At 53.4% G+C, this 21400-nt stretch carries 24 protein-coding genes; 4 read left to right on the top strand and 20 right to left on the bottom strand.

The annotated features are described in order from the left end of the window. Positions 1–226: 226 nt before the first annotated feature. The 12 genes from IPI86_RS08965 to IPI86_RS08910 all read right to left on the bottom strand — a co-directional run bounded on the left by IPI86_RS08965 (position 227) and on the right by IPI86_RS08910 (position 9814). Positions 227–1000 (bottom strand): ABC transporter ATP-binding protein, encoded by a 774-nt coding sequence (locus IPI86_RS08965; RefSeq protein ID WP_345297661.1) that lies wholly within the window; start codon positions 998–1000, stop codon positions 227–229. A 43-nt stretch (positions 1001–1043) separates the two neighbouring features. Then, positions 1044–1313, bottom strand: a complete 270-nt coding sequence (locus IPI86_RS08960; protein WP_345297660.1) for a bifunctional adenosylcobinamide kinase/adenosylcobinamide-phosphate guanylyltransferase — start codon at positions 1311–1313, stop codon at positions 1044–1046. Beyond that, positions 1282–1587: a bifunctional adenosylcobinamide kinase/adenosylcobinamide-phosphate guanylyltransferase gene (locus IPI86_RS08955; RefSeq protein WP_345297659.1), complete on the bottom strand. Its 306-nt coding sequence runs from the start codon at positions 1585–1587 to the stop codon at positions 1282–1284. Before IPI86_RS08955 ends, IPI86_RS08960 begins: the two co-directional genes overlap by 32 nt. A 1-nt stretch (position 1588) precedes the next feature. Continuing rightward, entirely contained in the window at positions 1589–2197 is a 609-nt protein-coding gene (gene cobC, locus IPI86_RS08950; RefSeq protein ID WP_345297658.1) for an alpha-ribazole phosphatase, read from the bottom strand. A gap of 101 nt (positions 2198–2298) precedes the next feature. Continuing rightward, complete coding sequence (gene cobS, locus IPI86_RS08945; protein ID WP_345297657.1) at positions 2299–2958, bottom strand: adenosylcobinamide-GDP ribazoletransferase; 660 nt, start codon at positions 2956–2958, stop codon at positions 2299–2301. A gap of 60 nt (positions 2959–3018) precedes the next feature. Continuing rightward, positions 3019–4065, bottom strand: coding sequence for a nicotinate-nucleotide--dimethylbenzimidazole phosphoribosyltransferase (cobT, locus tag IPI86_RS08940; protein ID WP_345297656.1), 1047 nt, complete (start codon positions 4063–4065; stop codon positions 3019–3021). A gap of 1 nt (position 4066) precedes the next feature. Further along, positions 4067–4597 (bottom strand): cob(I)yrinic acid a,c-diamide adenosyltransferase, encoded by a 531-nt coding sequence (gene cobO / locus IPI86_RS08935; protein ID WP_345297655.1) that lies wholly within the window; start codon positions 4595–4597, stop codon positions 4067–4069. An 18-nt stretch (positions 4598–4615) separates the two neighbouring features. Continuing rightward, positions 4616–5611 carry an iron ABC transporter permease gene (locus tag IPI86_RS08930; RefSeq protein WP_345297654.1) on the bottom strand — a complete coding sequence of 332 codons (996 nt, stop codon included), beginning with the start codon at positions 5609–5611 and terminating at the stop codon, positions 4616–4618. A gap of 42 nt (positions 5612–5653) precedes the next feature. Next, positions 5654–6001: an ABC transporter substrate-binding protein gene (locus tag IPI86_RS08925; RefSeq protein ID WP_345297653.1), complete on the bottom strand. Its 348-nt coding sequence runs from the start codon at positions 5999–6001 to the stop codon at positions 5654–5656. Continuing rightward, entirely contained in the window at positions 5901–6629 is a 729-nt protein-coding gene (locus tag IPI86_RS08920) for an ABC transporter substrate-binding protein (RefSeq protein WP_345297652.1), read from the bottom strand. The genes IPI86_RS08925 and IPI86_RS08920 overlap by 101 nt, the downstream gene beginning before the upstream one ends. A gap of 359 nt (positions 6630–6988) precedes the next feature. Further along, the gene (locus IPI86_RS08915; protein ID WP_345297651.1) at positions 6989–8281 is read right to left on the bottom strand and encodes an NAD(P)H-binding protein; all 1293 of its coding nucleotides are present in this window, start codon (positions 8279–8281) and stop codon (positions 6989–6991) included. A 60-nt stretch (positions 8282–8341) separates the two neighbouring features. Then, complete coding sequence (locus tag IPI86_RS08910; RefSeq protein WP_345297650.1) at positions 8342–9814, bottom strand: SDR family oxidoreductase; 1473 nt, start codon at positions 9812–9814, stop codon at positions 8342–8344. 98 nt (positions 9815–9912) lie between these two features. On the opposite strand from IPI86_RS08910, the gene IPI86_RS08905 reads away from it, so the two are divergent. Then, positions 9913–10566 (top strand): hypothetical protein, encoded by a 654-nt coding sequence (locus tag IPI86_RS08905; RefSeq protein WP_345297649.1) that lies wholly within the window; start codon positions 9913–9915, stop codon positions 10564–10566. A gap of 18 nt (positions 10567–10584) precedes the next feature. Then, a complete protein-coding gene (locus IPI86_RS08900; RefSeq protein ID WP_345297648.1) occupies positions 10585–11604 on the top strand; it encodes a lamin tail domain-containing protein in 1020 nt (339 codons plus the stop codon). Positions 11605–11690: 86 nt separating this feature from the next. Here the strand turns inward: IPI86_RS08900 and IPI86_RS08895 are convergent, their stop codons facing one another. From IPI86_RS08895 to hutI, 4 genes are read right to left on the bottom strand one after another with little or no spacing between them, the layout of a single operon-like run. Further along, on the bottom strand, positions 11691–12461 hold the full coding sequence (locus tag IPI86_RS08895) for an inositol monophosphatase family protein (protein WP_345297647.1): 771 nt from the start codon (positions 12459–12461) through the stop codon (positions 11691–11693). Next, on the bottom strand, positions 12458–13363 hold the full coding sequence (gene rocF / locus IPI86_RS08890) for an arginase (protein WP_345297646.1): 906 nt from the start codon (positions 13361–13363) through the stop codon (positions 12458–12460). Before rocF ends, IPI86_RS08895 begins: the two co-directional genes overlap by 4 nt. A gap of 2 nt (positions 13364–13365) precedes the next feature. Continuing rightward, positions 13366–14988 (bottom strand): diguanylate cyclase, encoded by a 1623-nt coding sequence (locus IPI86_RS08885; RefSeq protein WP_345297645.1) that lies wholly within the window; start codon positions 14986–14988, stop codon positions 13366–13368. A gap of 12 nt (positions 14989–15000) precedes the next feature. After that, entirely contained in the window at positions 15001–16275 is a 1275-nt protein-coding gene (gene hutI, locus IPI86_RS08880; RefSeq protein ID WP_345297644.1) for an imidazolonepropionase, read from the bottom strand. Positions 16276–16525: 250 nt separating this feature from the next. On the opposite strand from hutI, the gene IPI86_RS08875 reads away from it, so the two are divergent. Continuing rightward, positions 16526–16681 carry a Flp family type IVb pilin gene (locus IPI86_RS08875; protein WP_345297643.1) on the top strand — a complete coding sequence of 52 codons (156 nt, stop codon included), beginning with the start codon at positions 16526–16528 and terminating at the stop codon, positions 16679–16681. Positions 16682–16774: 93 nt separating this feature from the next. Continuing rightward, positions 16775–17482 carry a DNA repair protein RadC gene (gene radC, locus IPI86_RS08870; protein ID WP_345297662.1) on the top strand — a complete coding sequence of 236 codons (708 nt, stop codon included), beginning with the start codon at positions 16775–16777 and terminating at the stop codon, positions 17480–17482. 2 nt (positions 17483–17484) lie between these two features. Here the strand turns inward: radC and IPI86_RS08865 are convergent, their stop codons facing one another. Genes IPI86_RS08865 through miaB form a run of 4 tightly spaced genes read right to left on the bottom strand, consistent with a single transcriptional unit; the run spans position 17485 to position 21328 of the window. Beyond that, a complete protein-coding gene (locus IPI86_RS08865) occupies positions 17485–17787 on the bottom strand; it encodes an acylphosphatase (RefSeq protein WP_345297642.1) in 303 nt (100 codons plus the stop codon). Then, complete coding sequence (locus IPI86_RS08860) at positions 17768–18994, bottom strand: peptidase MA family metallohydrolase (RefSeq protein ID WP_345297641.1); 1227 nt, start codon at positions 18992–18994, stop codon at positions 17768–17770. The genes IPI86_RS08865 and IPI86_RS08860 overlap by 20 nt, the downstream gene beginning before the upstream one ends. A gap of 3 nt (positions 18995–18997) precedes the next feature. After that, a complete protein-coding gene (locus tag IPI86_RS08855; RefSeq protein WP_345297640.1) occupies positions 18998–19915 on the bottom strand; it encodes an AEC family transporter in 918 nt (305 codons plus the stop codon). A gap of 60 nt (positions 19916–19975) precedes the next feature. Then, positions 19976–21328 (bottom strand): tRNA (N6-isopentenyl adenosine(37)-C2)-methylthiotransferase MiaB, encoded by a 1353-nt coding sequence (gene miaB / locus IPI86_RS08850; RefSeq protein ID WP_345297639.1) that lies wholly within the window; start codon positions 21326–21328, stop codon positions 19976–19978. Positions 21329–21400: the final 72 nt, after the last annotated feature.

The following is a 21400-nucleotide window of genomic DNA, read 5'->3' as shown; positions in this document are numbered from 1 at the left end:
CCAGCTTGCATGCGATGGATCAGGTCGAGGTCGTCGGTGGGTTGCGTCATGGCGGGCTGCGTCTCTTGCGGGTTCCAGTGAATGGCAAGGTCTGCTGTTTGCATTGTATCTGCTTCTCGATAGTATGTACCAGCGAGATGCGAAAAGGTTCAAAATTGGTGTTGTGAAATCAAAAAAGATGACGTCCCATTTTGGAAACGTCATCTTTGCAGACAAGTGTTGCAGGTTATTGCATTTTTTCGGGTAGCACCAACGGCCCGCCCAAAAATGGATGTTCAACCACTTGAACGGGTAGGCAGTAGGCTTGGGAGATCAGCTCAGAGGTCAACACTTCGCGGGGTGTGCCGATGGCTTTGAGGTTACCGCCGACGAGCAGGGCCACGCGGTCAGCAAAATGGGCGGCGAGGTTGAGATCGTGCAGCGCCACCATGACAGCGAGATTTTCCTTGTGGGCAAGTTCGTGGATCAATTCCAATAAACTGACTTGATATTGCAGGTCAAGATGTGCAGTGGGTTCATCGAGCAATAAGATCGGTGTGGATTGGCAAAGGGCACGTGCAAGTAAGATCCGTTGCGCTTCGCCGCCTGATAATTCTCCGACGCGGCGGTCGGCAAATGCCAGGGCGTTGACTCTGCTCAGGGCCTGCCGCGCCAGTTCCTCGTCGTGGGCAGACGCGTGACCGAGAAATCCAAGATAGGGTGTGCGTCCCATCAAAACCGTTTCCCAAACCGTGAAGGCGGGCGGCAGGGAAATCGCCTGCGGAACCACGGCGAGATAACGCGCACGCTGGAGAGGCGTGAGCGATTGGAAGTCATCGCCATTGGTGCGGATGTACCCCGTGGAGGGAATCACTCCGCTCGCCGCGCGAATGATCGTGGATTTGCCCGCGCCGTTTGGCCCGATGAGCGCGAGCACTTCGCCGCTGTTCACGTCAAAGGAAACATCGTGCAGAACGCGGTGGTCGTGATAGGAGACCGAAAGGGATTGGATTTTTAGCATAGATGGCCTTGATAGGATGAAAGAGGAAAGAAGAAAGAAAGGGTTATGATTTTATAGTCATGGGGAGGCCTGCGACCATGAAGAGGACGGTGTCGGCTTCTTTGGCGAGGCGTTGATTGGCCCAGCCGAGTCCGTCGCGATAGATGCGTCCCATTTGATAGGGCGGAACCAATCCGAGGCCGACTTCATTCGAGACAATGAACCAGTTTTGATTCGAGTTTCGGATGGCGGATAGCAGTGCTTCCATTTCATTTTGAATAGCATTTAGGTAGGGCAATTCGTCAACAAGGTCGTCTTTGACGAATTGCATCATCAGGTTGGTCGCCAGCAAGGTCACGCAATCGAGGATGACGACCTCCGAATGGATTTTGTCTATGTGTTTGTGCGAGATTCATTGGCAGTTCAAGTGTGGACCATTCAGTGGGTCGTTCGGTCTTGTGCTTTTGAATCCGCGCGGACATTTCATTGTCAAATGCCTGTGCGGTGGCGATAAATGTGACGGGGTTCCCCGATTCTTTTGCCAGTTTCAACGCGTAGGATGATTTTCCGCTGCGAGCGCCACCAAGGATGAGAGTGAGTGTGCTCATGTTATTTTTCCTGAAAATGCGATACGTCATTGAGTAAATTCAGTACAACGCTATCTTCATACACATTCATTTCAGAGAGCGATGCCTGCGAAATGCGGAATTGCCAGTAGCGATTCAAATCCACACCGAGGGTGACCGCCAGCAGGGATTGCAATGACCCGCTGTGCGCCACGACCAATACGGTCTGGTCGGCATGTTCCTCCTTGATTTCATCAAATGCCGCTTTTACCCGTTCTGCCAGTTGGGCGAGGGTTTCGCCGTTTGGCGTGGAGATCGTGAGCGGGTCTTTCATCCATGCTTCGAACAGTTCGGGCGAATGCGCCGACATTTCCTGATAGGTCAGGCCTTCCCAATCGCCGAAGGAAAGTTCGCGCCAGCGGGAATCCTTTTTGATTTCCAGCGAATGAAAATCCGCGATGGACTGGGCGGTGTTTGCGGCACGCGAGAGGTCGCTGGAGTAAATGGCGTGGATGGTTTCGCTTGAGAGCCGTTTTGCGATCTGCTCAGCCTGACGAAGGCCAGTCTCATTCAGCGGCGTATCACTCTGCCCTTGATAACGGCCTGCGATGTTCCAGTCAGTTTGTCCGTGGCGGGTTAAGAAAAGTTTCATAGTGCAAGGATGAAGGATGAATTATGAAGGATGAATGGCAGTGAATGCAGTGAGGGTCAGCATTTCAACCAGTGTGGTCACTGTGCCGTAGATATCGCCAGTCAGCCCGGGAGCAGGCGCATGGCGTAGCGTGCGGCAAGGAATCCGATCAGTGCTGCGCCGAGCATGAAGGCAAACCCGAGCCAGCCATACGCGAACCACGCTGTGAGTCCTGCCGTTAACGTGGCGATGATGATCTCGCGGAACGTCACATTGCGCTTCATCTCAATTCCCAGCCCATCTTCGCGGGCGTAGGGAAATGCGTAGATGACAAGCGGTGAAGCCCAGCGTCCCAGCGTGGTGGCGAGGAGGATCGCGCTGAACATGGAAGAAGTGTGGATTTCTGAAAGCGCCGCATATTTTGTCAGCAAAACCAGAATGCCGCCGATCGTTCCAAAGGCACCCATGCGCGAATCTTTCATGATCTCGAGTCTGCGTTCGGGCGTCCAGCCGCCGAACAGGCCGTCGAGGGTGTCCATGAAACCGTCGAGATGAAAGAAGCGCGTGAACGCGATCCACGCGAACAGGGTCAACGCAGCAGCAACGGTTTGCGGAAAGACCAACCGTGCTGCGTAATTCACACCGAACAAGGCAAACCCAAGCGCCACGCCCACAAGCGGAAACCAACCCACGGCGCGTCCCATCTCTTGCGAGGTGAACATGCGCTTGATGAGAGTGGGGAAGATGGTGAGGAACTGAAAGGCGGCGATAATCGAGGTCATTGGATGATAGGGAATAGTGAGTGGTGGATGGAAAAAAGAAGGTGGCACGTGACCACTCGGCTACGCACCGACTTGACTAACTCCTGCTTCTTCAAACGTAGCCATTTCACTTAATACTTTGCACGCGGCCTCTGCCATCGAAATGCCAAGTGCCGCGCCCGTGCCTTCGCCGAGGCGCATATCGAAATCGAGCAGGGGTTTCAAGCCAAGCCATTCCAGCATGAGCGAATGACCATATTCCTTCGAGCGATGGGCAGAGATCAAATATTCGTGGCAATGCGGCGCAAGCGAAACCGCGATCATCGCGGCGGCAGTGGAAATGAATCCATCCACCATTACAGGCACCTGTTTCGAAGCAGCACCGATCATCACGCCCGCCAGCCCGCCGATCTCGAAGCCGCCCACCTTTGCCAGCACGCCGATGCCATCGTCTGCATTTGGTCGGTTTACTTCCAGCGCACGCTCGATCACCGAGATCTTTCTGGCAAGCCCTTCATCGTCCACACCTGTGCCGCGGCCCGCGATCTCTTTCGGATGCTGTTTCAAAAATACGCAGGCGATTGCCGCCGATGGGGTGGTGTTGCCGATGCCCATATCACCCGTGCCGATGATGTCTGCGCCTTTGGCGATTTCTGCCAAAGCGATTTCGATTCCACTTTGAATGGATTCTTCCGCCTGTGTACGCGTCATTGCTGGACCCTTGGCCAGATTCTTCGTCCCCGGAGCAACTCGACGCCGAATCAGTTTTTCATCCCTGGTGGGGATTTCGTTTGCGACGCCCATATCCACCACCACAACACGCGCACCGACATGCCGCGCCAGCACGTTGATCGCTGCGCCGCCCGCAAGGAAATTCAACAGCATTTGCCGAGTCACCTCTTGTGGGTACGCGCTGACTCCTTCTTCAACAACGCCGTGATCGCCAGCCATCGTGATGATGACCTTGTCCTTGATGGATGGATTTGCTTTCCCCGTGATGCCAGCCAGTTGAATCGACAATTCTTCCAGCCTGCCCAAACTGCCTGCGGGTTTGGTGAGTCTGTTCTGACGTTCACGCGCAGATTGCATCGCAAGCTGGCCGAGAGGAGCAATGGGGGGGAATTTCATTTTAGAATTCAACTCCTGCTTGAGCAACGATGCCTTGTTCATATGGATGCTTGATCGGAGTCATCTCAGTCACAAGGTCGGCGGCTTCGATCAAAACCTGCGGCGCTGACCTGCCCGTTATAGCCAGATGCAGGTTCGAGGGTCGGTTGAGGCGCAGCCAGTCCATTACTTCATTTGTGTCGAGCCAGTTGTAGGTGAGGGTGTAGGTGAATTCATCCAGCACGATCAAATCATAATTTCCGCTGGCGATCTTTTCTTTTGCGATCTCCCAACCGTGACGGGCACGCGCGATGGTTTCATCCATATCCTTCGAAGTCCACGTGAATCCGTCGCCTGTGGCATGCCATTCGATGCCGAGTTTTTTCGCGGCTTTGATCTCGCCCCATTGACCCGTTTCCGCTTTGATGAATTGAATGACGCAAATGCGAAAATTGCGGCCCCATGCGCGCAGGACCATGCCGAAGGCCGCAGTTGATTTGCCTTTGCCGTCGCCTGTGTTGACGATCAATAATCCCTTTGTGTTTTTGCTCATACGATTCCTTGAAAATTTTTACCAAATGCCTTGGTTTTTTGCGCGGCGCAGCACCCACAAAAAGAAAGGCGCACCCGCCAATGCAGTGACAATGCCCAGCGGCAATTCCTGGGGCGCAAGAATCACCCGCGCCAATACATCAGCCAGCAGCAACGTGCCCGCGCCGCCGATCACGCTGAGCGGAAGGATGCGGCGATAGTCCACGCCCCACCAGATGCGCACCACATGTGGAACGATCAACCCGACAAATCCGATGATGCCCGCAAAAGAAACCGCCGCCGCCGTGACAAGTGACGCCGCCACGATGATGATCAATTTCGCGCGGCGTACATTCAGCCCCATTTGATGTGCCTGGTCATCGCCGAATTGCAAAAGGTTCAACGCATATCCGTTCAAGATCAATGTGGTCAGGCCGATCAACAAATAGGGGATGAGTGCGAGGATCACATCCCAGCCTGCCAGACTCACACCGCCCAACAACCAGCCGATGGCACGGCGCAACTCACTGTTTGACTTCAGCATTAAAAACGACGTCAACGAAGTGGCAAAGGATGAAAACGCCACCCCCGCGAGGATCAAGCTTGTTGTTGGCACTGTTCCGCCCACATTCGCAAAAATATAAACGAGATATACCGTCAGCAGACTGGCGAGAAAAGCCGCAAGCGGAACTGCCATTAATCCAAGCGTGGTGTACGGCCACTTGACCGACATTGCCAGCACCGCACCCAGCCCCGCACCCGAAGCCACGCCGATCAAATACGGGTCAGCCAGCGGATTTCGAAACAAGCCCTGATACGCCGCACCGCTGCCCGCCAGCGCCGCACCGACCAGTGCGATCAAAACCGTGCGCGGCAGACGAATGTCAAACAGAATCGTGCGAAAGGTTTCGTTCGTGGTTGTGCCGCTGATAACGCGCCATAACTCTTCCGGGGAAATGAAAACAGAACCGACTGCAAGGCTGAGAAGCAGGGCGGCTAGAAGAAAGAGGAAAGAGGAAAGATATGGGCGGGGCATGGGCGGGCAAGGTTAAGTACGTCGCACTTGCGTAATTATTTTTTACTCAAATAACCCGGGTCTCAACAACTTCGCCAATGCTTCAAGCCCATCCACCAAACGCGGACCGGGGCGGCTGAGCAGGTTATCGTCGAAGGGGAAGACCTGCCCATTTTTTACAGCGGAAAGGTTCTCCCAACCGGGGCGGGCTGCCACCACTTCGGGTGTGACGCCGTAGGCGGCATCGCCGAGCAAAATAAAAGCGGGGTCGGCAGCAACGACCTGTTCCAAACTCAATTGGGGATAGCCTTCAATGTCCGCGGCGATGTTGTATCCGCCAGCGCGCTCGATCAACAACGTGATGAAGGTGCCCTTGCCAGCGGTGTAGGGCTTTGGCGGGGTCGGTGCCATCGATCTCATAAAAAATGCTGATGCGTGAACTGAGCGGTGCGATCTTTTCATCCACAGCGGCAACGCGCGCCTTGAGCGACTCGATCAGTGTAGCGGTTTCCGCTTCGCGCCCAGCCAGTTTTGCCATGATCTCAAGGTTGCCGTACAGTTCCTCCAGTGTGTGCGGATTGTTCAAGTAATACACAGTCAGCCCGAGGTCTTCGAGTTCCTTCACCTGTTCGGGTGTGTTGATCTCGGCGGCGATGATCAGGTCAGGTTTGAGCGAGATGATCATCTCGGTGTTCAAGGCTTCATACGCCGAACCGATATCGGTTACATTCGCCGCCTCGGCGGGATAATCAGAAAGTGAATCGCGGCCGACCATTTGCGAACCTGCGCCAATGGCGAAGAGGATTTCGGTATTCGACGGTGCCAGCGAGATGATGCGCTGCGCCGCTTCTTTCAGAACCACGGACCTGCCCAGCCCATCTGTGAGTTGAATCTCCGCTGACGCAGAGGATGCTTCAGTGGCGGGCATTTCTGTTGAAACAGGAACAGGCATCTCGGTCGGTGTCGCGGAGCGTGCGGGGGCGCATCCCGTTATAAAGAGTGCAAGCAGTAAAGTCAAAATTAAAGTTTTTCGTAACATTTTCTTCTCCTTGGAATGTTTTGTAGTCACGACTTCAGTCGTGGCCACGAGAATCAAAATCCCCAGCATGGGCTGGGGAGGGGGAGAGGCAATCCGATCAGGCTACCGTCATCCACCTCCTTTTCGCGAGAGTGTGGTGAACCGATCAGTAGCGGGCGACCTGACTTCATTAGTCTTTTCGTCTGCTGGTCTTCTTGTCTACTAGCCGTATTGATTTGACTACTAGACGAGAAGACAAAGAGACAACATGACTAACTTCACAGTTGCGCGACAGTGCTGGAATTCACTTGCACCTCACTGCGTTTAGTGCAGTGCAGGTGTCACCAGCTTCGCCGCTTGCTGATCGTTATTTTATAATTTCATTTTACCACTGAGTTGCGGATGGCACGTTTTAACAGCCTGCGCAGTTGGAGGGTGTGAAGCGGATAGAGTAAATACCAATATAAAAATCCGAGAGGGCCGCGCGGGGCCAGGTAATAGGTCAGGGCGATGTGATTCTGATTGCCCAGCCGCCATTCGAGCCACATTTGCCCGATGGAAGTGTGTTTTGACAGCAACACGAGACAGCGATTCTCTTCGATGGTATCAACAACGAATTCCTGCCATTTCATGTTTTTGATGGCAGTGAATATCTTTTCAGGTTCGGCTTCCACTTTGGTTTCATGATGGGCGATGAAAAAGCCTTCGTGTTTGAGCGTTTTGGAGCGGCCTGTGCCGTCATCCCACACGCGTTCGATGCGGAGCGGATGTAGATGGGTCAGCGCTTCTTTGGCGGCGGAATCAAAATCGATCAGCTTGATCTCGGGGTAAACCGCGCGCGCGTGTTCGTGCATGACGACGCTGTCGCTGGATAGCCCGCCGACCAGTGCATGGGCGATCGGGCGTGGAACGGGGGTCATCAGCCCGATGCCAAAGGCCATGAACCAGACAGGGACATAGGGCAGGACGAGAAAACTGCGTTTATGTCCTCGGATGTGGGCATAGCGCAGCATGAGTTCCTGATAGGTTGTGATTTCGGGGCCGCCAATCTCGAAGACCTTGCCATGACCGTCCCAATTCTCGAGAGCGGCGAGCAGATAATCGATCACATTTTGGGTTGCGATGGGCTGGGATTTATTTTGAATCCAGGTGGGGGCGGGGATGATGGGAAATAATTCGGTCATGAAGCGAATCATTTCAAAGGAAATGCTCCCGGAGCCTGCGATGACCCCCGCACGAAATTCGGTGACAGGCACTTTCCCTGCGCGCAGGGTTGCGCCCGTTTCGATGCGTGAACGCATGTGCGGCGCAATGTGTTGTTCTTCGTCGGCGAGCCCGCCGAGGTAGATGATGTGTTTGACCCCCGCTTCTTCTGCGGCTTGGGCGAAGTTGCGCGCGGCTTGCAGTTCGAGCTGGGTATATCCATGCCCCGAGGACATGTTGTGAATGAGATAGTAAGCCGTGTGGACATCCTTCAACGCGGGCGCGAGGGAGGCGGGGTTTGTCACATCGCCGGGGAAAATGTCAATTTTGGCCGACCAGTTTCGAGGTCCGATTTGATGCGGGCGTCTTGCCAGCGCGCGGACTCTATGTCCGCGGTCCAACAGTTGGGGAATCAGTCTGCTGGCAATGTATCCAGTTGCGCCGGTGACGAGAATCGTATTGCAATCCACGAAATGACTTCTTTCTTCTTCCTCTTTCTTCAAAAAATGAAAGAAGAAAGAGAAAAGAAATTAATAGGAGTGACTCAGCACCCGCGCGCGGGAGGCGAGTTGACGGGCGAGACCGTCGAAGATGAATTTGTGGAAAGGCCACATGGCATACCAATATAAAAAGCCCGAAATACCGTGCGGCGCAAAATAAGCGGTGACCGTGAGCAGGGTTTTATTTTCCTGCGTTTCCTGTGGAGCGGATTCAAATTGCAGCCAGGCTTTGCCGGGTACTTTCATTTCAGCGCGCAAGAGCATGAGGCGGTTCTTTTCCACATTTTCCACGCGCCAGAAATCGAGCGATTCGCCGGTGTGAATTTCATCGGGATGGCGGCGGCCACGGCGCAGACCCACACCGCCGATGGCTTTATCCATCCAGCCGCGAATGGCCCACGACCAATCCATATAAAGCCAGCCGCGTTCGCCGCCGATTCCTGAGTACGCGCGGAAAACTGATTCGGGTTTGAGGTTGAGCAGGATCTGGCGGCGCTCGATGAACATGCCTTCTTCAACCGTGAATTCATACGGCTTGATATCGCCCGTGGATGTGACCAGCGCATCAGCCCAGCTTGTTTCCACGTTATCGCGTTGAATGCGCCCGAGCGCGAGATGCGCGGCGGTTTGAAAATCGATCGGTTTGATCTGCGGAAAAAGTTTTTTCGCCGTATCATCGCGGACGATGAGTCGCGCGCGCAAGCCTTCGATGAGTGGCGCAACCACACGCCAATGGATCGGCGTGACCATGTGAACCCAATAGGCCGAAAGACGCGGCGCGTTGAATGGCGTAGGGATGAGCCAGCGTTTCAGGTCGCGTTCTTTTGCGTAACTCAACAACATGTCGGCGTAGGTGAGGCGGCTTGGTCCGCCGATCTCGATGACGCGTCCATTGCTATCGGGCGTCTTGAGCGCATCGACCAGATACGACAACACATCGCGGATGGCGATGGGCTGGGCCTGCGAGAAAAACCACGCGGGACAAATCAACAACGGTTCACGCTCGACGAGGTAGCGGATCATTTCAAAAAGGGCACTTCCCGAGCCGACGATCATACCCGCGCGAAATTCGGTGACGGGTACCTTGCCATAGCGCAGAATGTAACCTGTTTCGTGGCGCGCGCGCAGATAAGGGGAGAGGTTGGCGGTTGGATCCACCAATTCGCCGAAATAGATAATGCGTTCGATGTTTGCATCTTCTGCGGCTTGGGCAAAATTACGCGCTACTTGCAGGTCGCGCTCCGCATCAACCTTCCTGCCCTGTTGCCCGTGGATCAGGTAATAAGCTACCGAAACATCTTGCATGGCTTCGGCGAGTCCTTCGGGCGAAAGCGCATCACCGGAGATGACTTCCACTCTTTTCAACCAGGCACGCCCCTCCAAACGGGATGGGTCACGTACAAGACAGCGCACGCGGTAGCCTGCTTCAAGCAGTTTTGGCACCAGCCGCCCGCCCACATAGCCTGTGGCACCTGTAACGAGGATAAGTTTTTGGGTTTCCATGTGTTTTTATTATAAGCCCGCTATTGAAAATGCCAACTGTAAAGGGTTTGAAAGTTATCGCAAATGAATAAAAACTATAATTTTCTGATGAGGATCGCTTGAGCAGAAAACCCCTTGAATTCATTTCCGGTCTGGCTGTTTACATTGTGTTGACCCTGCTCATCGCCTGGGCCATTATTCTACGACTCTCTGTTGTGCCCGTTCAATTCATTAATTGGCTGGGGCAAAGTCACAACCCGCAAAATGCGCTGGCTTTTTTCAGTATGGCATTCAGTGCCACGGTCCTCGTTTTTTTGCGGTTCGGGATCGAAATCCCAAGAATAAAAATGGTCACATCTTCTGAGAAACTCCAGCCCTATCTTTCGGGCCTTCCCATCTGGGCACTTGGATTGTTATGGGCAGGTTCACTGATCGGTTTTTGGAGCGTGTTTCCATCCTGTCAGCCGCCTGTGACCATTCAATTTGAAATTTCGGGCAGGGAAGGTCTCTTCCATCCATCTGACCTAATTCGCGTTTCGCCGGGGGAGGCAGTCACGGTCACCGCGTATTCGATCAACAAGGATGCCACTTTATCCTGCACATGGGAATACGCCGGTGCTGTTTTTCAAACCATCGGCGCACAGCGGGGATGTCAGGTCAACGCCAAATTCAACGAACAACCCGGTAATGGTTTTATGACCGTCAGTGTTTCGGAAAACTTTTGTTCCCAGATCTCCATCTTTTCCTTGCAGCCTGTGATTGAACCCCATTGATTTTCGATTTGGATCATTATGAAGCTAAAAACCACCTTGTACTTGAGCATTATTTCTGCACTTTGGCTGAATGCCTGTGGGGCATCGAGCCGCGACGCGAACCTCAAGGCATCCATTTTGCCCGATGTGTGTCAGGTGCAGGCAGGCGATCAACTGGCGCTGACCCTGGATGGACAGATCCCCGCCAACACACAGATCCAATGGAGCGCAACAATGGGGGAGGTGGTTTGGGCTGGGCAGGGCCTGACTGCAACTTTCCTTGCGCCGAACAACCCCGGCGAAGCGGTCATCTCTGTGTTGTTCGTTTCAGGGACACCATCGCCATTCACAGCCAGCCGTTCCTGTGCTGTTGTTGAAAAAAATGTAACCGCCAGCCCGGGCAACATCAATTTCCCATCCGCTGCATCGACGATCGTGATCAGCGAAGTGATGGGCAATCAGTGCGGCGGACTTGAAACCAGAAAATTCAATCAGTACGTGGAGCTTTATAATTTCGGCGATCAGCCGGTGGATGTCGGCGGCTGGATGCTTTTCGACGAAGGTGAAAAAGGGACTCCCGACCGACTCATCTCTTGGAATTCAAGATCCTCGCTTCAACTCGACCCGATGCTGGTTACCAACTCGACGGTGATTCCGCCCCGCGGCTTTGCCGTGGTCCTCTCTCCGCTATATCCTGAAGGCAATATCGAAAATCGGATGCCGTATAAATTTCCGCCCGGTGTGATTATCTTAACCGCCGAATCAAGCCAGACCCTCGGCGATGACTTCTTCGGCATCATCAGCGATCAGGATGGCTACGACACGATCACACTTTACATCGGCAGTGACACCGTCATTGACCGTGTGTTGGACACCTATGGCACACCCTCAATTGGCGGCCCTTATCCAGTCAACATCGACGACAATCACCTCGATCACACACCGCTCCACCTCAGCGAATGCGAATCTGCCGAACGCATTGATCCCCGCCAGCCAGATTCCGAAACAAATTGGATTGCTTTATTCGGTGGTTCCCCCGGCGATGGTCCGTATCAATAATTGAGATACACTCTTGTCAATAGCAAAATCGGAAAGATGCATCACATCCTTCCGATTTTGCTTTACGTTACTAAAACGAATTTTCTTCAGTTCAATTGCTCAAGCATTTGCTGATAAATGCCTGGGGCTGTTGCCAAAATGGATTGCGGCGTGGAAATGTAGTTTGCCTTTCCATCTGTGGCCGTGACACGCGCGCCTGCTTCTTCAGCGATGAGTCCCGCAGCGGCGATATCCCAGGGACGAAGGGCGAGTTCCCAAAAGCCATCAAAACGACCTGCCGCGACATAACAACCGTCCAGTGCGGCAGAGCCGAGTCGGCGCACGCCCTGAGTCATTTTGGCGAGTTTCTCGAAATTTTTGAAATTATCTTTTTCGGTATTCCAAGTGTCATATGGAAAACCCGTCACCAGCAGACTTTTTTGCAATTCCACTGTGCTGGATGCTTTGATCGGCTTTCCATTAAGGAAGGCACCCTGGCCGCGTTCGGCAATGAACATTTCATCGCGCAACGGGTCGTAAACAGCAGCGAGAAGCATGTTGCCTTCGAAGGCATACGCGATGGAAACGCAAAATACGGGGATGTGGTGCGCAAAATTCACAGTCCCATCCAGCGGGTCGATGTACCAGATGCCTTCATTGCTGCCCATGGTTTCGCCGCTTTCTTCCGCGACGATGTGGCTGTCTGGAAATTTGGATTGAATCTCGCCGATCAAAAAGGCTTCCGAGGCATGGTCTGCTTCGGTCACCAGATCGATCACACCTTTGTAGCTGATCTCATGTTCCTGGTTATAGCGTTCACGCAGAATGGCGCCCGCGCCACGAGCCAGTCGTTCGATATCTGTCAGAGTTGGTTTCATGAATGTCCATTCCAAATGCGGCGGCCAAGCGCCGAGAGGGCGAAATCCACAGCGAGGGCAGCGGTGCGGTTCTGTACATCGAGCACCGAGTTGACTTCGACGAGGTCCATGCCGATGAGCTTGCCTGTTTCGGCGATCAACTCACAGGCGAGGTGGGTTTCACGCTGAGTCAATCCAGCGGGGACAGGAGTCCCTACACCGGGAGCATGCTCCGGGTCGAGTGAATCGAGATCGAGCGAGAGGTAGATCCCATCCACATCACGGCTGACTCGTTCGATGGCTTTTTCCACCACTGAGACCATTCCGTAACGATCGATCTGTTCCATGCCCATCACCATCGCACCTGCGTTGTTTAAGTTGACCTTTTCGCCCGAGTCCAGATCGCGTGCGCCGATGATGGCGATCTTCGAAGGGTCGATGACGGGAATTGTTTCATCCCATAATTGCACAAGGCTTTTATCTCCCAGCCCTGCAAGAATGGCAAGCGACATGCCGTGGATGTTGCCTGAAGGCGTGGTTTCAGCGGTGTTGAAATCAGCGTGGGCGTCGATCCAGATGACGCCGATCTTTTTGTTGCGCGCCGCGCCGCGCACCGAGCCGATGGACAGGCTGTGGTCACCGCCCAATACAAGCGGAAAGTTTTTGGCTTGAATGGAGGTTGCCACCGCGCCAGCCACACGCCGTGACATGGGGATGATGCAGTCGATGTATTTCAATTTTGGATTTGTGATCTCACACATTTCAGCGATGGGGACTTCCACATTGCCTTCATCGTGCACCGAATACCCGAGTTCTTCGAGCTTTCGTTGCAAGTGTGCGTAGCGGATCGCGCTTGGGCCCATATCCACACCGCGGCGATCTGCGCCGAGATCGATGGGCACACCGATAATATCTATTTGCATGTTTATCTCTCCTTTAAAGATCTTTTTTCGAAAGCCGTCACCCTGTTGCGTCCATTGCTCTTGGACTCGTACAAGGCATCGTCTGCTGCATGTAGGATGGCTTCGCCGGTCAAGCCGTGCAATGGATAGCTTGCCACCCCGGCAGAAAAGGTTGCCCTCAGGGGTTTTCCTTCATGTTCAACGATTTTATTCGAGTATGCCTGCTGTAAGCCTTGCGCCCGTTCGTAGGCAGTTTGAAAAGTTACTTCCGGCATAAGGATGACAAACTCCTCGCCTCCGTAACGACAGACAATATCCCCCTGCCGGGAATTCTCAGTGAGGAATTTGGCAAGGTCACGCAGTACGGCATCTCCACACTTATGGCCGTAGGTGTCGTTGAAACTCTTGAAGTGATCCACATCCATCATGATAATGGAAATGGGCATGTTTTCACGCGCAGCTTTTGAAATTTCCTTTTCAAGGGCTTCAGCCAGAAAGCGACGATTGAATACCCCGGTAAGCGAATCGCGGATGGCTTGTTCCTGCAATTGCAGTCTGAGCCCTTCGATTTCGTTGATCCTTGCCTTTAATTCAATTTCCAATTGTTTGCGCTTCGTGACATCATAAGCCAGAACAACACGTCCGCTCAGTTTTTCGTTTTGTTCACTATAAAGCGGGGTGATGACCACTTCAAGAATCAATGGCGGGTTCCCTGGAATGACCACTTCTTCGCGGGTTCTTTCCGTGGTGAGAAAACGATTGTACAGTTCGGGCCATTTTCCAAAGATTTCGATGGGGTCACGTCCGATGATCGATTGCTTTGATCTGCCAAGCCAGTTTTCCGCAACGGTGTTGGCATCCAGCACGCGATCGTGGGCATCCACTACGAACACCATTTCAGGGATATGTTCCATGACCACGTCACGCGCGATGGGCACGAGGTCAAGCAGGCGGGTGCGAAAGATACCGGAACTGATCAATCCGATGCTGATGGTGAATGAGATCGGGGTCAGGTCCACTGGGGGGAACACCGACGGTAAAAAGATGGAAATGACCTGATAGAAAATATTGGTGATCCACGGGATGAGCGTGGCAGTGATCAAAAAGGCAAGCTGTTTGCGAAAGATATTCCTGAATTGAATGAAGCGCCAGATCAGGAGCACTGTGGCGATGAGGTCAATGGCGTAGGCTTGAAAAACGGCGACCCCATACCAGGGTCCGCGCTGAATGACGAGAGGACCAAGATTCTCTGTGAGCGGTTTTATCGACGAGTAATATAGATGGAACCAGCGATCTGAAACGATCATTCCAAAAGAAATGAGCGGAACAATGCATAACAGGGCGATGTAATACCAGTTCACGGAGCGGCCCTGTCGGGAATAACCCAAAATAAAAATGATCCAGAACACAGGCTGGGTGAGAATGCCAACGTTTTCCACTCGCAGCCAGAATATTTTTGTATCCAGATCATGCGAGAAGGTGATCATGGCGTAGCCAAACGACCAGACCGCCAGCGAGCCCAGCATCATAATTAACGCATCGCGTCCTGCCACCTCGAATTTTCTGGTAATAAAAACTATGATTGTGACAGCGAATATTGCATTGGCGACAAGTACTGCCCCAAATATGATCCATCCTATATCCATAAATACCCTTCGTTATGCCGTTCGGTAGTAGCCGACATCCACCGAGTAAACGCGTCCACGCTTGATGACTTGTTTGACCAGGTTCGTGCCATAGCGATAACCAACCTGACGATAATCCGGCACAGACAGGATGAGCATATCGGCCTGTTTCCCGACTTCGATGGAACCGATCGTATCGGACCTGCGAATTGCGTGGGCGGAATTTATAGTAGAGGCCGCGATGGCTTGTGCGGGGGTCAGCTTCATATAACGGCATGCCAGCGCGATCGCGATCTGCATCGACTCGTTCCACGAGGTGCCGGGGTTGCAATCGGTGGCGAGGGCGAGCATGGCATCGGCTGCGATAAGTTTCTTGGCGGGGGTGTAATCTTTTTCGGCAAGGCCGAACGGTGTGCATGGCAATGCCACGGCGACCGTATCCGATTTGCCGAGGGCGGCGATATCCGCATCGGATGTGCGCACGAGGTGATCGGCGGATGCCGCGCCCAATTCAGCCGCGAGCGCTGCGCCGCCAAGGTTGTCAAATTCGTCAGCGTGGATCTTGAGCGGGAATCCCAGCGACCCTGCCCGGGTTAGGATCTGACGCGACTGTTCAAGGTCGAATGCTTTCGTTTCGCAGAAGACATCCACAAAAGGCAGGTTGAGTCGCGGTGCGTGAGTCTCCCACCATTCCTTTAACATCGGCAGCATGGTGTTGACGACTTCGTCGGTGTAGCCCTGCGGATTGTCTTTGTATTCGGGAGCGATGGCGTGTGCGCCAAGAAATGTGATCGCGAGATCAAGCGGACTTTCATCATCGAGTGCGAGCAATGCTTTGAGCAGGCGCAGTTCAGTGGAGGTTTGCAAACCATAGCCTGTCTTCGCTTCGGCAGTGGTGGTTCCGTGAGCGAACATTTTCAGCAGGCGTGGACGGGTTTGCGCGATCAAGGTTTCGAGGCTGGCAGTGCGTGTAGCTTTGACGGTTGAGATGATGCCGCCGCCCGCGGCGAGAATATCGAGATAAGCCATGCCGCCCATTTTCATTTCGAATTCATTGGCGCGATCACCCGCCCAGATGACGTGGGTGTGCGGGTCCACGAATCCGGGCATGAGGACGGAATGCCCGGCGTCCAATGTGGGTTCATCGGGATAGGCATTTCTAAGTTCGTCCGTTGTGCCGACTGCAATGATCTTTTCGTCGCGCACAATGACTGCGCCGTTTTCGATAATGCCGAGGGTGCCGAGGGCATGTCCGCGCTGCGGGCCTCCTGCCAGGGTGAGAAGTTGTGATGCAGAATGAATTAACATGTTTTGCCGCCGATCTGATTGTATTTAGTTGCGCTATTTAACCACAGAAAAGATTGTTGGGGGAACGATGATATGGAACTGTTCAATTTATTTTTCTCGCGCCAGCATAGCATACCATGACCAAAAAATGACTAACATAACTGTTAAGAAATAGCGTTGATTCGCTCTTGTGTTTTTTTATGTACTGGGTAAAATAAAGCCAATTCAGGAAGCGTTCCTGAGCATATTATCAGAAAGGAGATTTACATCCATGTTATTCGCCCCCAAAGAAAAAGGTCAAGGTCTCGTTGAATATGCGCTGATCCTCGTTTTAGTAGCTATCGTCGTTATTGCGGCTTTGATGATCCTCGGACCAATCATCGGCAACGTGTTCAGCAAAGTGAACTCCAGCCTCAGCACCGTCTAATCCAATCTTATCAATAAAAAAAGTCCCGTCGAAAGACGGGACTTTTTTTATTTTGCTGTAAAATTGCCTGCATCAAAATAAGGAGCGGCCATGATGACTGAACCCAATTCAAAACCTGTGTATCGCATTGCTGACTTGCACGAATCAGACCGTCCGCGGGAGCGCCTGGCTTTGCTTGGCCCGCAGGCTCTGACCAACGCCGAATTGATCGCCATCTTATTGCGTGTGGGTGTGGCAGGCGAGAATGCGGTGGAGGTGGGACAGCGCTTGTTGAAAAAGTTTGGCGGTTTGAGCGGTTTACATCGCGCGCCGATCAAGGAACTCATGGACCAGCATGCGATCGGTGAAGCCAAAGCCGCGCAGATCAAAGCAGCGATTGAATTGGGGAGAAGGCTTTCATTGGAGGCCCCCGAAGAACGACCTTCCATTAACAGTCCCGCGGATGCGGCAGCTTTGCTGCAATATGAAATGTCTGCCCTGGAGCAGGAACATTTGCGTGTTATTTTGCTCGATAGAAGAAATCGGGTTTTGGAAACGGTGGAGGTTTATAAAGGCTCGGTCAATTCATCGCAGGTGCGGGTGGGGGAGTTGTTCAAGGATGCGATCCGGGCGAATGCGTCGGCAATTGTGGTTGCGCATAATCACCCAAGCGGCGACCCAACTCCCAGCCCTGATGATGTGGCTGTGACACGCGCCATCGTGCAGGCAGGGAAATTATTGGATGTAGACGTGCTGGATCATCTGGTGATCGGACAGGGAAAATGGGTCTCGTTGAAGGAACGCGGCCTTGGGTTTGCGTGATGTCACAGACTCATTTTGACGGTGAACCCGCTTAAATGTCCGGTGGGCTGCTCGTATTCCACCTTTGCCTCATCCACACGTGAGTGCCGTGGACCTGTTTTAACCATCTGAATAAATTGATCGATCTGTTCAGGAGTGCCTTCGGCCACAGTCTCGACGGTATCAGAGCCGAGATTGCGCACCCACCCAAGCACGCCTATTTGCAAGGCGTGGTATTCCACATGCGCGCGGAAGCCCACACCCTGCACGCGTCCCTTCACCCACATGTGCACGCGCTTCACTTCGTCAGTTGGGTTGTTTTGCACGTTTTCTCCTTTGGCGTAACATATCGATCGCGCCCCACATGGGAACGACCAATACCAATACCATCAGCAATACGTACGGCGAAAGATTGCGAACCGCCACACCCGTGACGTTTTGTCCCAGCACGCTTTCGCGCCAGCGCACATCCAACTGGCTGAGCGGAGTGCCGAGCGCGTTGGTGGCGCCAAGCTCACAGCTGAATCCTTCGCTGTAGGATTGGGTCAGGCGCGCCAGACCTGAAGTCCCATATGTCTCACGGATGTAGGTGACAAATGATTGGGACTGGGCATAAGCCAGAAAGGCGTTGCCTGCGTCGGCGGGGAAAGAGGCGCACAAGCCTTCCAAAGAAAGCAGGGTGTTATTTCCGCTTGCGATATCGAGCGCGTGTTTGTAATCGGGGTTGGGATATTCTGCCATGGCGGCGATGCCTTCGAGCAGCCAGATCGGTTGTGCAGCATAGGTTTTACTGAGCGAACGATACAGCATCACATGCGCAAGCTCATGCGGGATCTTGGTTTCAAGTTCGATGGATTGATTCGGGCCGGGAGCGATCGCAACCAGCACCACGCCAAGCTCAGGGTTGGCATGACCGCCGACCCAATCTTCACCGCCAAGCAACAATGTGTTTTGCAGGTCGGGGGCGTTCGAGTAAATATAAATGTCGATATTTTGTGTGGCTGAAATTGGAATGAATTCATTGATCGCGCGGATGCCCGAACCGGCGGCATCCAATGCGGCTGCACCGAAGGCATCATCCCCTGCATACCAGTGCACGACCAGATTATCCCGTTTTATTTCACGCCACGGAAAACGATTGTCATTGTAGGCAAAAGTGATCGGCGCACTTGTATATGTTTGATTATCGTCGAGCGTGGCCTGAAACCAAAATACGATCTGGCTAAATGGAGGGAACACATTCAGGGAAGCATCATAGGTGAAACTCACCAAACCATCGGGCGTGAGCTGCACAGGCTCCACGCGGGTCACATCTTCATTTACGCCGCGAAAGAGCAGGGATATTTGTTGGATGCCAATTGGAGCTGTGACCCTCGCCTGAAACGTGATTGTCTTCCCAAAGGCGACAGCCACCGTGGCACCGTTCACTTCGATTCCACCCTGCGCTTGGGCCTGATTCGTATTAAATGGCAGAATCGCGGCGATGAAAAGAACCGCCATTAATCTGAAAATGATCTTTTTGGAAGAAGACATGTTTTACCTCGCTAGAAAAACAATCAATGGCGTTAATGTAAGCGGACTCAGTGCTGTGCCGAGGAAAACGATCGCAGTCACGAGCGACGGTTCCAATTTGTATTCGGTTGCCACAACGGTGGTTGCGACGGCGGCGGGCATGGCGGCTTCGAGCACATTGCCCTGGCGCACATGTCCCTGCATGCCAAACAAACTTGCGAGGGCCAGCCCAACCAGTGGGCCGAGCAAAAGTTTGGCGGCCACACCCAGCCCCAGTGCGCGGAAACTGTGTGACCATTCGATGCGGGTCAACTCCAAACCGAGCAGGATCAGCATGACCGGGATCGCGCCGTTTGCGGCTATCTCAATTGTACGTGAAATGGGCAGGGGAAGTTGAATCGCCAATCCTTTTATTATGAGCGCCAGCGCCACACCGTAGATGCTGGGAAGCCTGAACAGACCCAACACTGCCGATTTCAAGTCCATATGGCCGATGGAAGCGATCACCACACCGACCGTGTTGAAGAGAATGGTTGTCGTTACATAAAACAGGGATGCGACCGCCAGCGAGTCATCGCCGAATGCGAATTTGACCAGCGGCAGTCCGTAGTTGCCCGTATTGCCAAATGCCACTGTGAGGATAACGGCCAGCAGATAAGGCTTTTCCAGACGAAACAGTTTTCCAAATATAAAGGCCAGCGAGCCCATCACTGCGATGACAGAAATAGTATAGCCAACCGTAGTGAGCGCCTGCCGCAGGCTTAATTCGCTTTTGATCATCAGGTCGAAGACAAGCAGAGGGCTGAATACATAAAAGACCACACGCCCAAGGGAGCGCGAATCGACGGTGAGCAATTTACCGAGTACAAATCCCGCGCTGCTGACCAGCAGAATGGGGAACAGGTTGTTTGCGAATGTGGTGATGAGTTCGTTGAAGGACATGGTGGCGAAATTATAACCCCCGAAAATCATAGGGACACGGCGTCGCCGTGTCCCTACCTGTTATAGAGAAATCAATTCTGGTTGTTTTTGCGAGCGTACCCCAGCGAGTTGCGCCTGCATGGACCAGGGTCCCGTCCATGTGACGGTGACGGGGAGGACTTTGCCGCGCAGATTTTCTTCTGATTCGACGAAGACGAGTTTGTTGGTGGGGGTGCGTCCGCGCCAGCGGCCTTTGACCTTTTCCTCGAAGAGCACATCCACTTTTTCGCCGAGGTATTTCTTGTTGATCTCACTGACGATCTGCTCTTGCAGGTCATCGAGCAGGTGCAGGCGGCGGAGTTTGTCTTCTTCGGGGACGTCATCTTCCATGCGGCGGGTGGCGACGGTTCCCTCTCGAACGGAGTAGCGTGCCAGATGCGCCACATCCAGTTTCAGGTCAGATAAGACGCGATACGTTTCCATGAATTGTTCCTCGGTTTCGCCGGGGAATCCGACAATGATGTCGGTGGCGATGGAACAATCTGGAATTTGCGCGCGGATCTTTGCCACGAGGTCGCGGAATTGCTGCTGGGTGTATCCGCGTTTCATGTTCGATAATACTTCGTCGTCGCCCGCTTGAATGGGGAGTTCGATGTGCGGCATGACGCGCGGAAGTTCGGCGATGGCTTGAATGAGGTCGTCGTCGAAATAATTGGGGTGCGAGGTCAGGAAGCGGATGCGTTCGATGCCTTCGACTTCATGGATGATGCGCAGAAGCGCGGCGAGATTGGGACCGTCGGGGATGTCTTTGCCGTAGCGGTCTACGATTTGACCGAGAAGCGTGATCTCTTTGACGCCTTGTTTCGCCAGCGAGCGGACTTCGCCGACAATATCGCCCACGGGGCGCGAACGTTCAATGCCGCGCTTGTAGGGGATGATGCAAAAGGTGCAGGCATGTGAACAGCCGTAGACAATGGGCACATGCGCGCTGATGAGTTTGCCCTGCTCTGCCACGGGGAGAATCAGTTCATCGTCCATCATCAGGAAGCGGCGAGTCGTTTCCGCGTCTTCCATCGATTGAACTTCTCCCTGGGTGAGATGCGAGATCAATGGCCCGGGGTCGGAAGGCGGCGAGAAGACATCCACATAGGGAAGTTTCGCCTTCAATTTCTCCGCGCCGCGCACACCGACCATGCAGCCCATTAAGTTGATGACGAGGTTGGGATTCTTTTTCTTCAACGGCGCAAGCGAAGAGACGCGCCCCATTGCCTTATCTTCGGCGGATTGGCGCACGACACAGGTATTTAAAACGATAACGTCTGCTTCTTCGATGGTTTCGGTAAGGGTGTAGCCAAGATGCTCAAGCGAAGAGCCGACCCGCTGTGAGTCGGCGACGTTCATTTGGCAGCCTTCGGTCCAGATATGGTATTTCATGGTGCTCCTGATTTCTAATAGGCGCAAATTATACCAAGAGCGGTCTGGATTCGAGGACTTGCGTGTAAATCT

The organism is Candidatus Villigracilis affinis, from assembly GCF_016705895.1.
GTDB lineage: Bacteria > Chloroflexota > Anaerolineae > Anaerolineales > Villigracilaceae > Villigracilis > Villigracilis affinis.
This window is presented reverse-complemented; position numbering and strand designations above follow the sequence as displayed.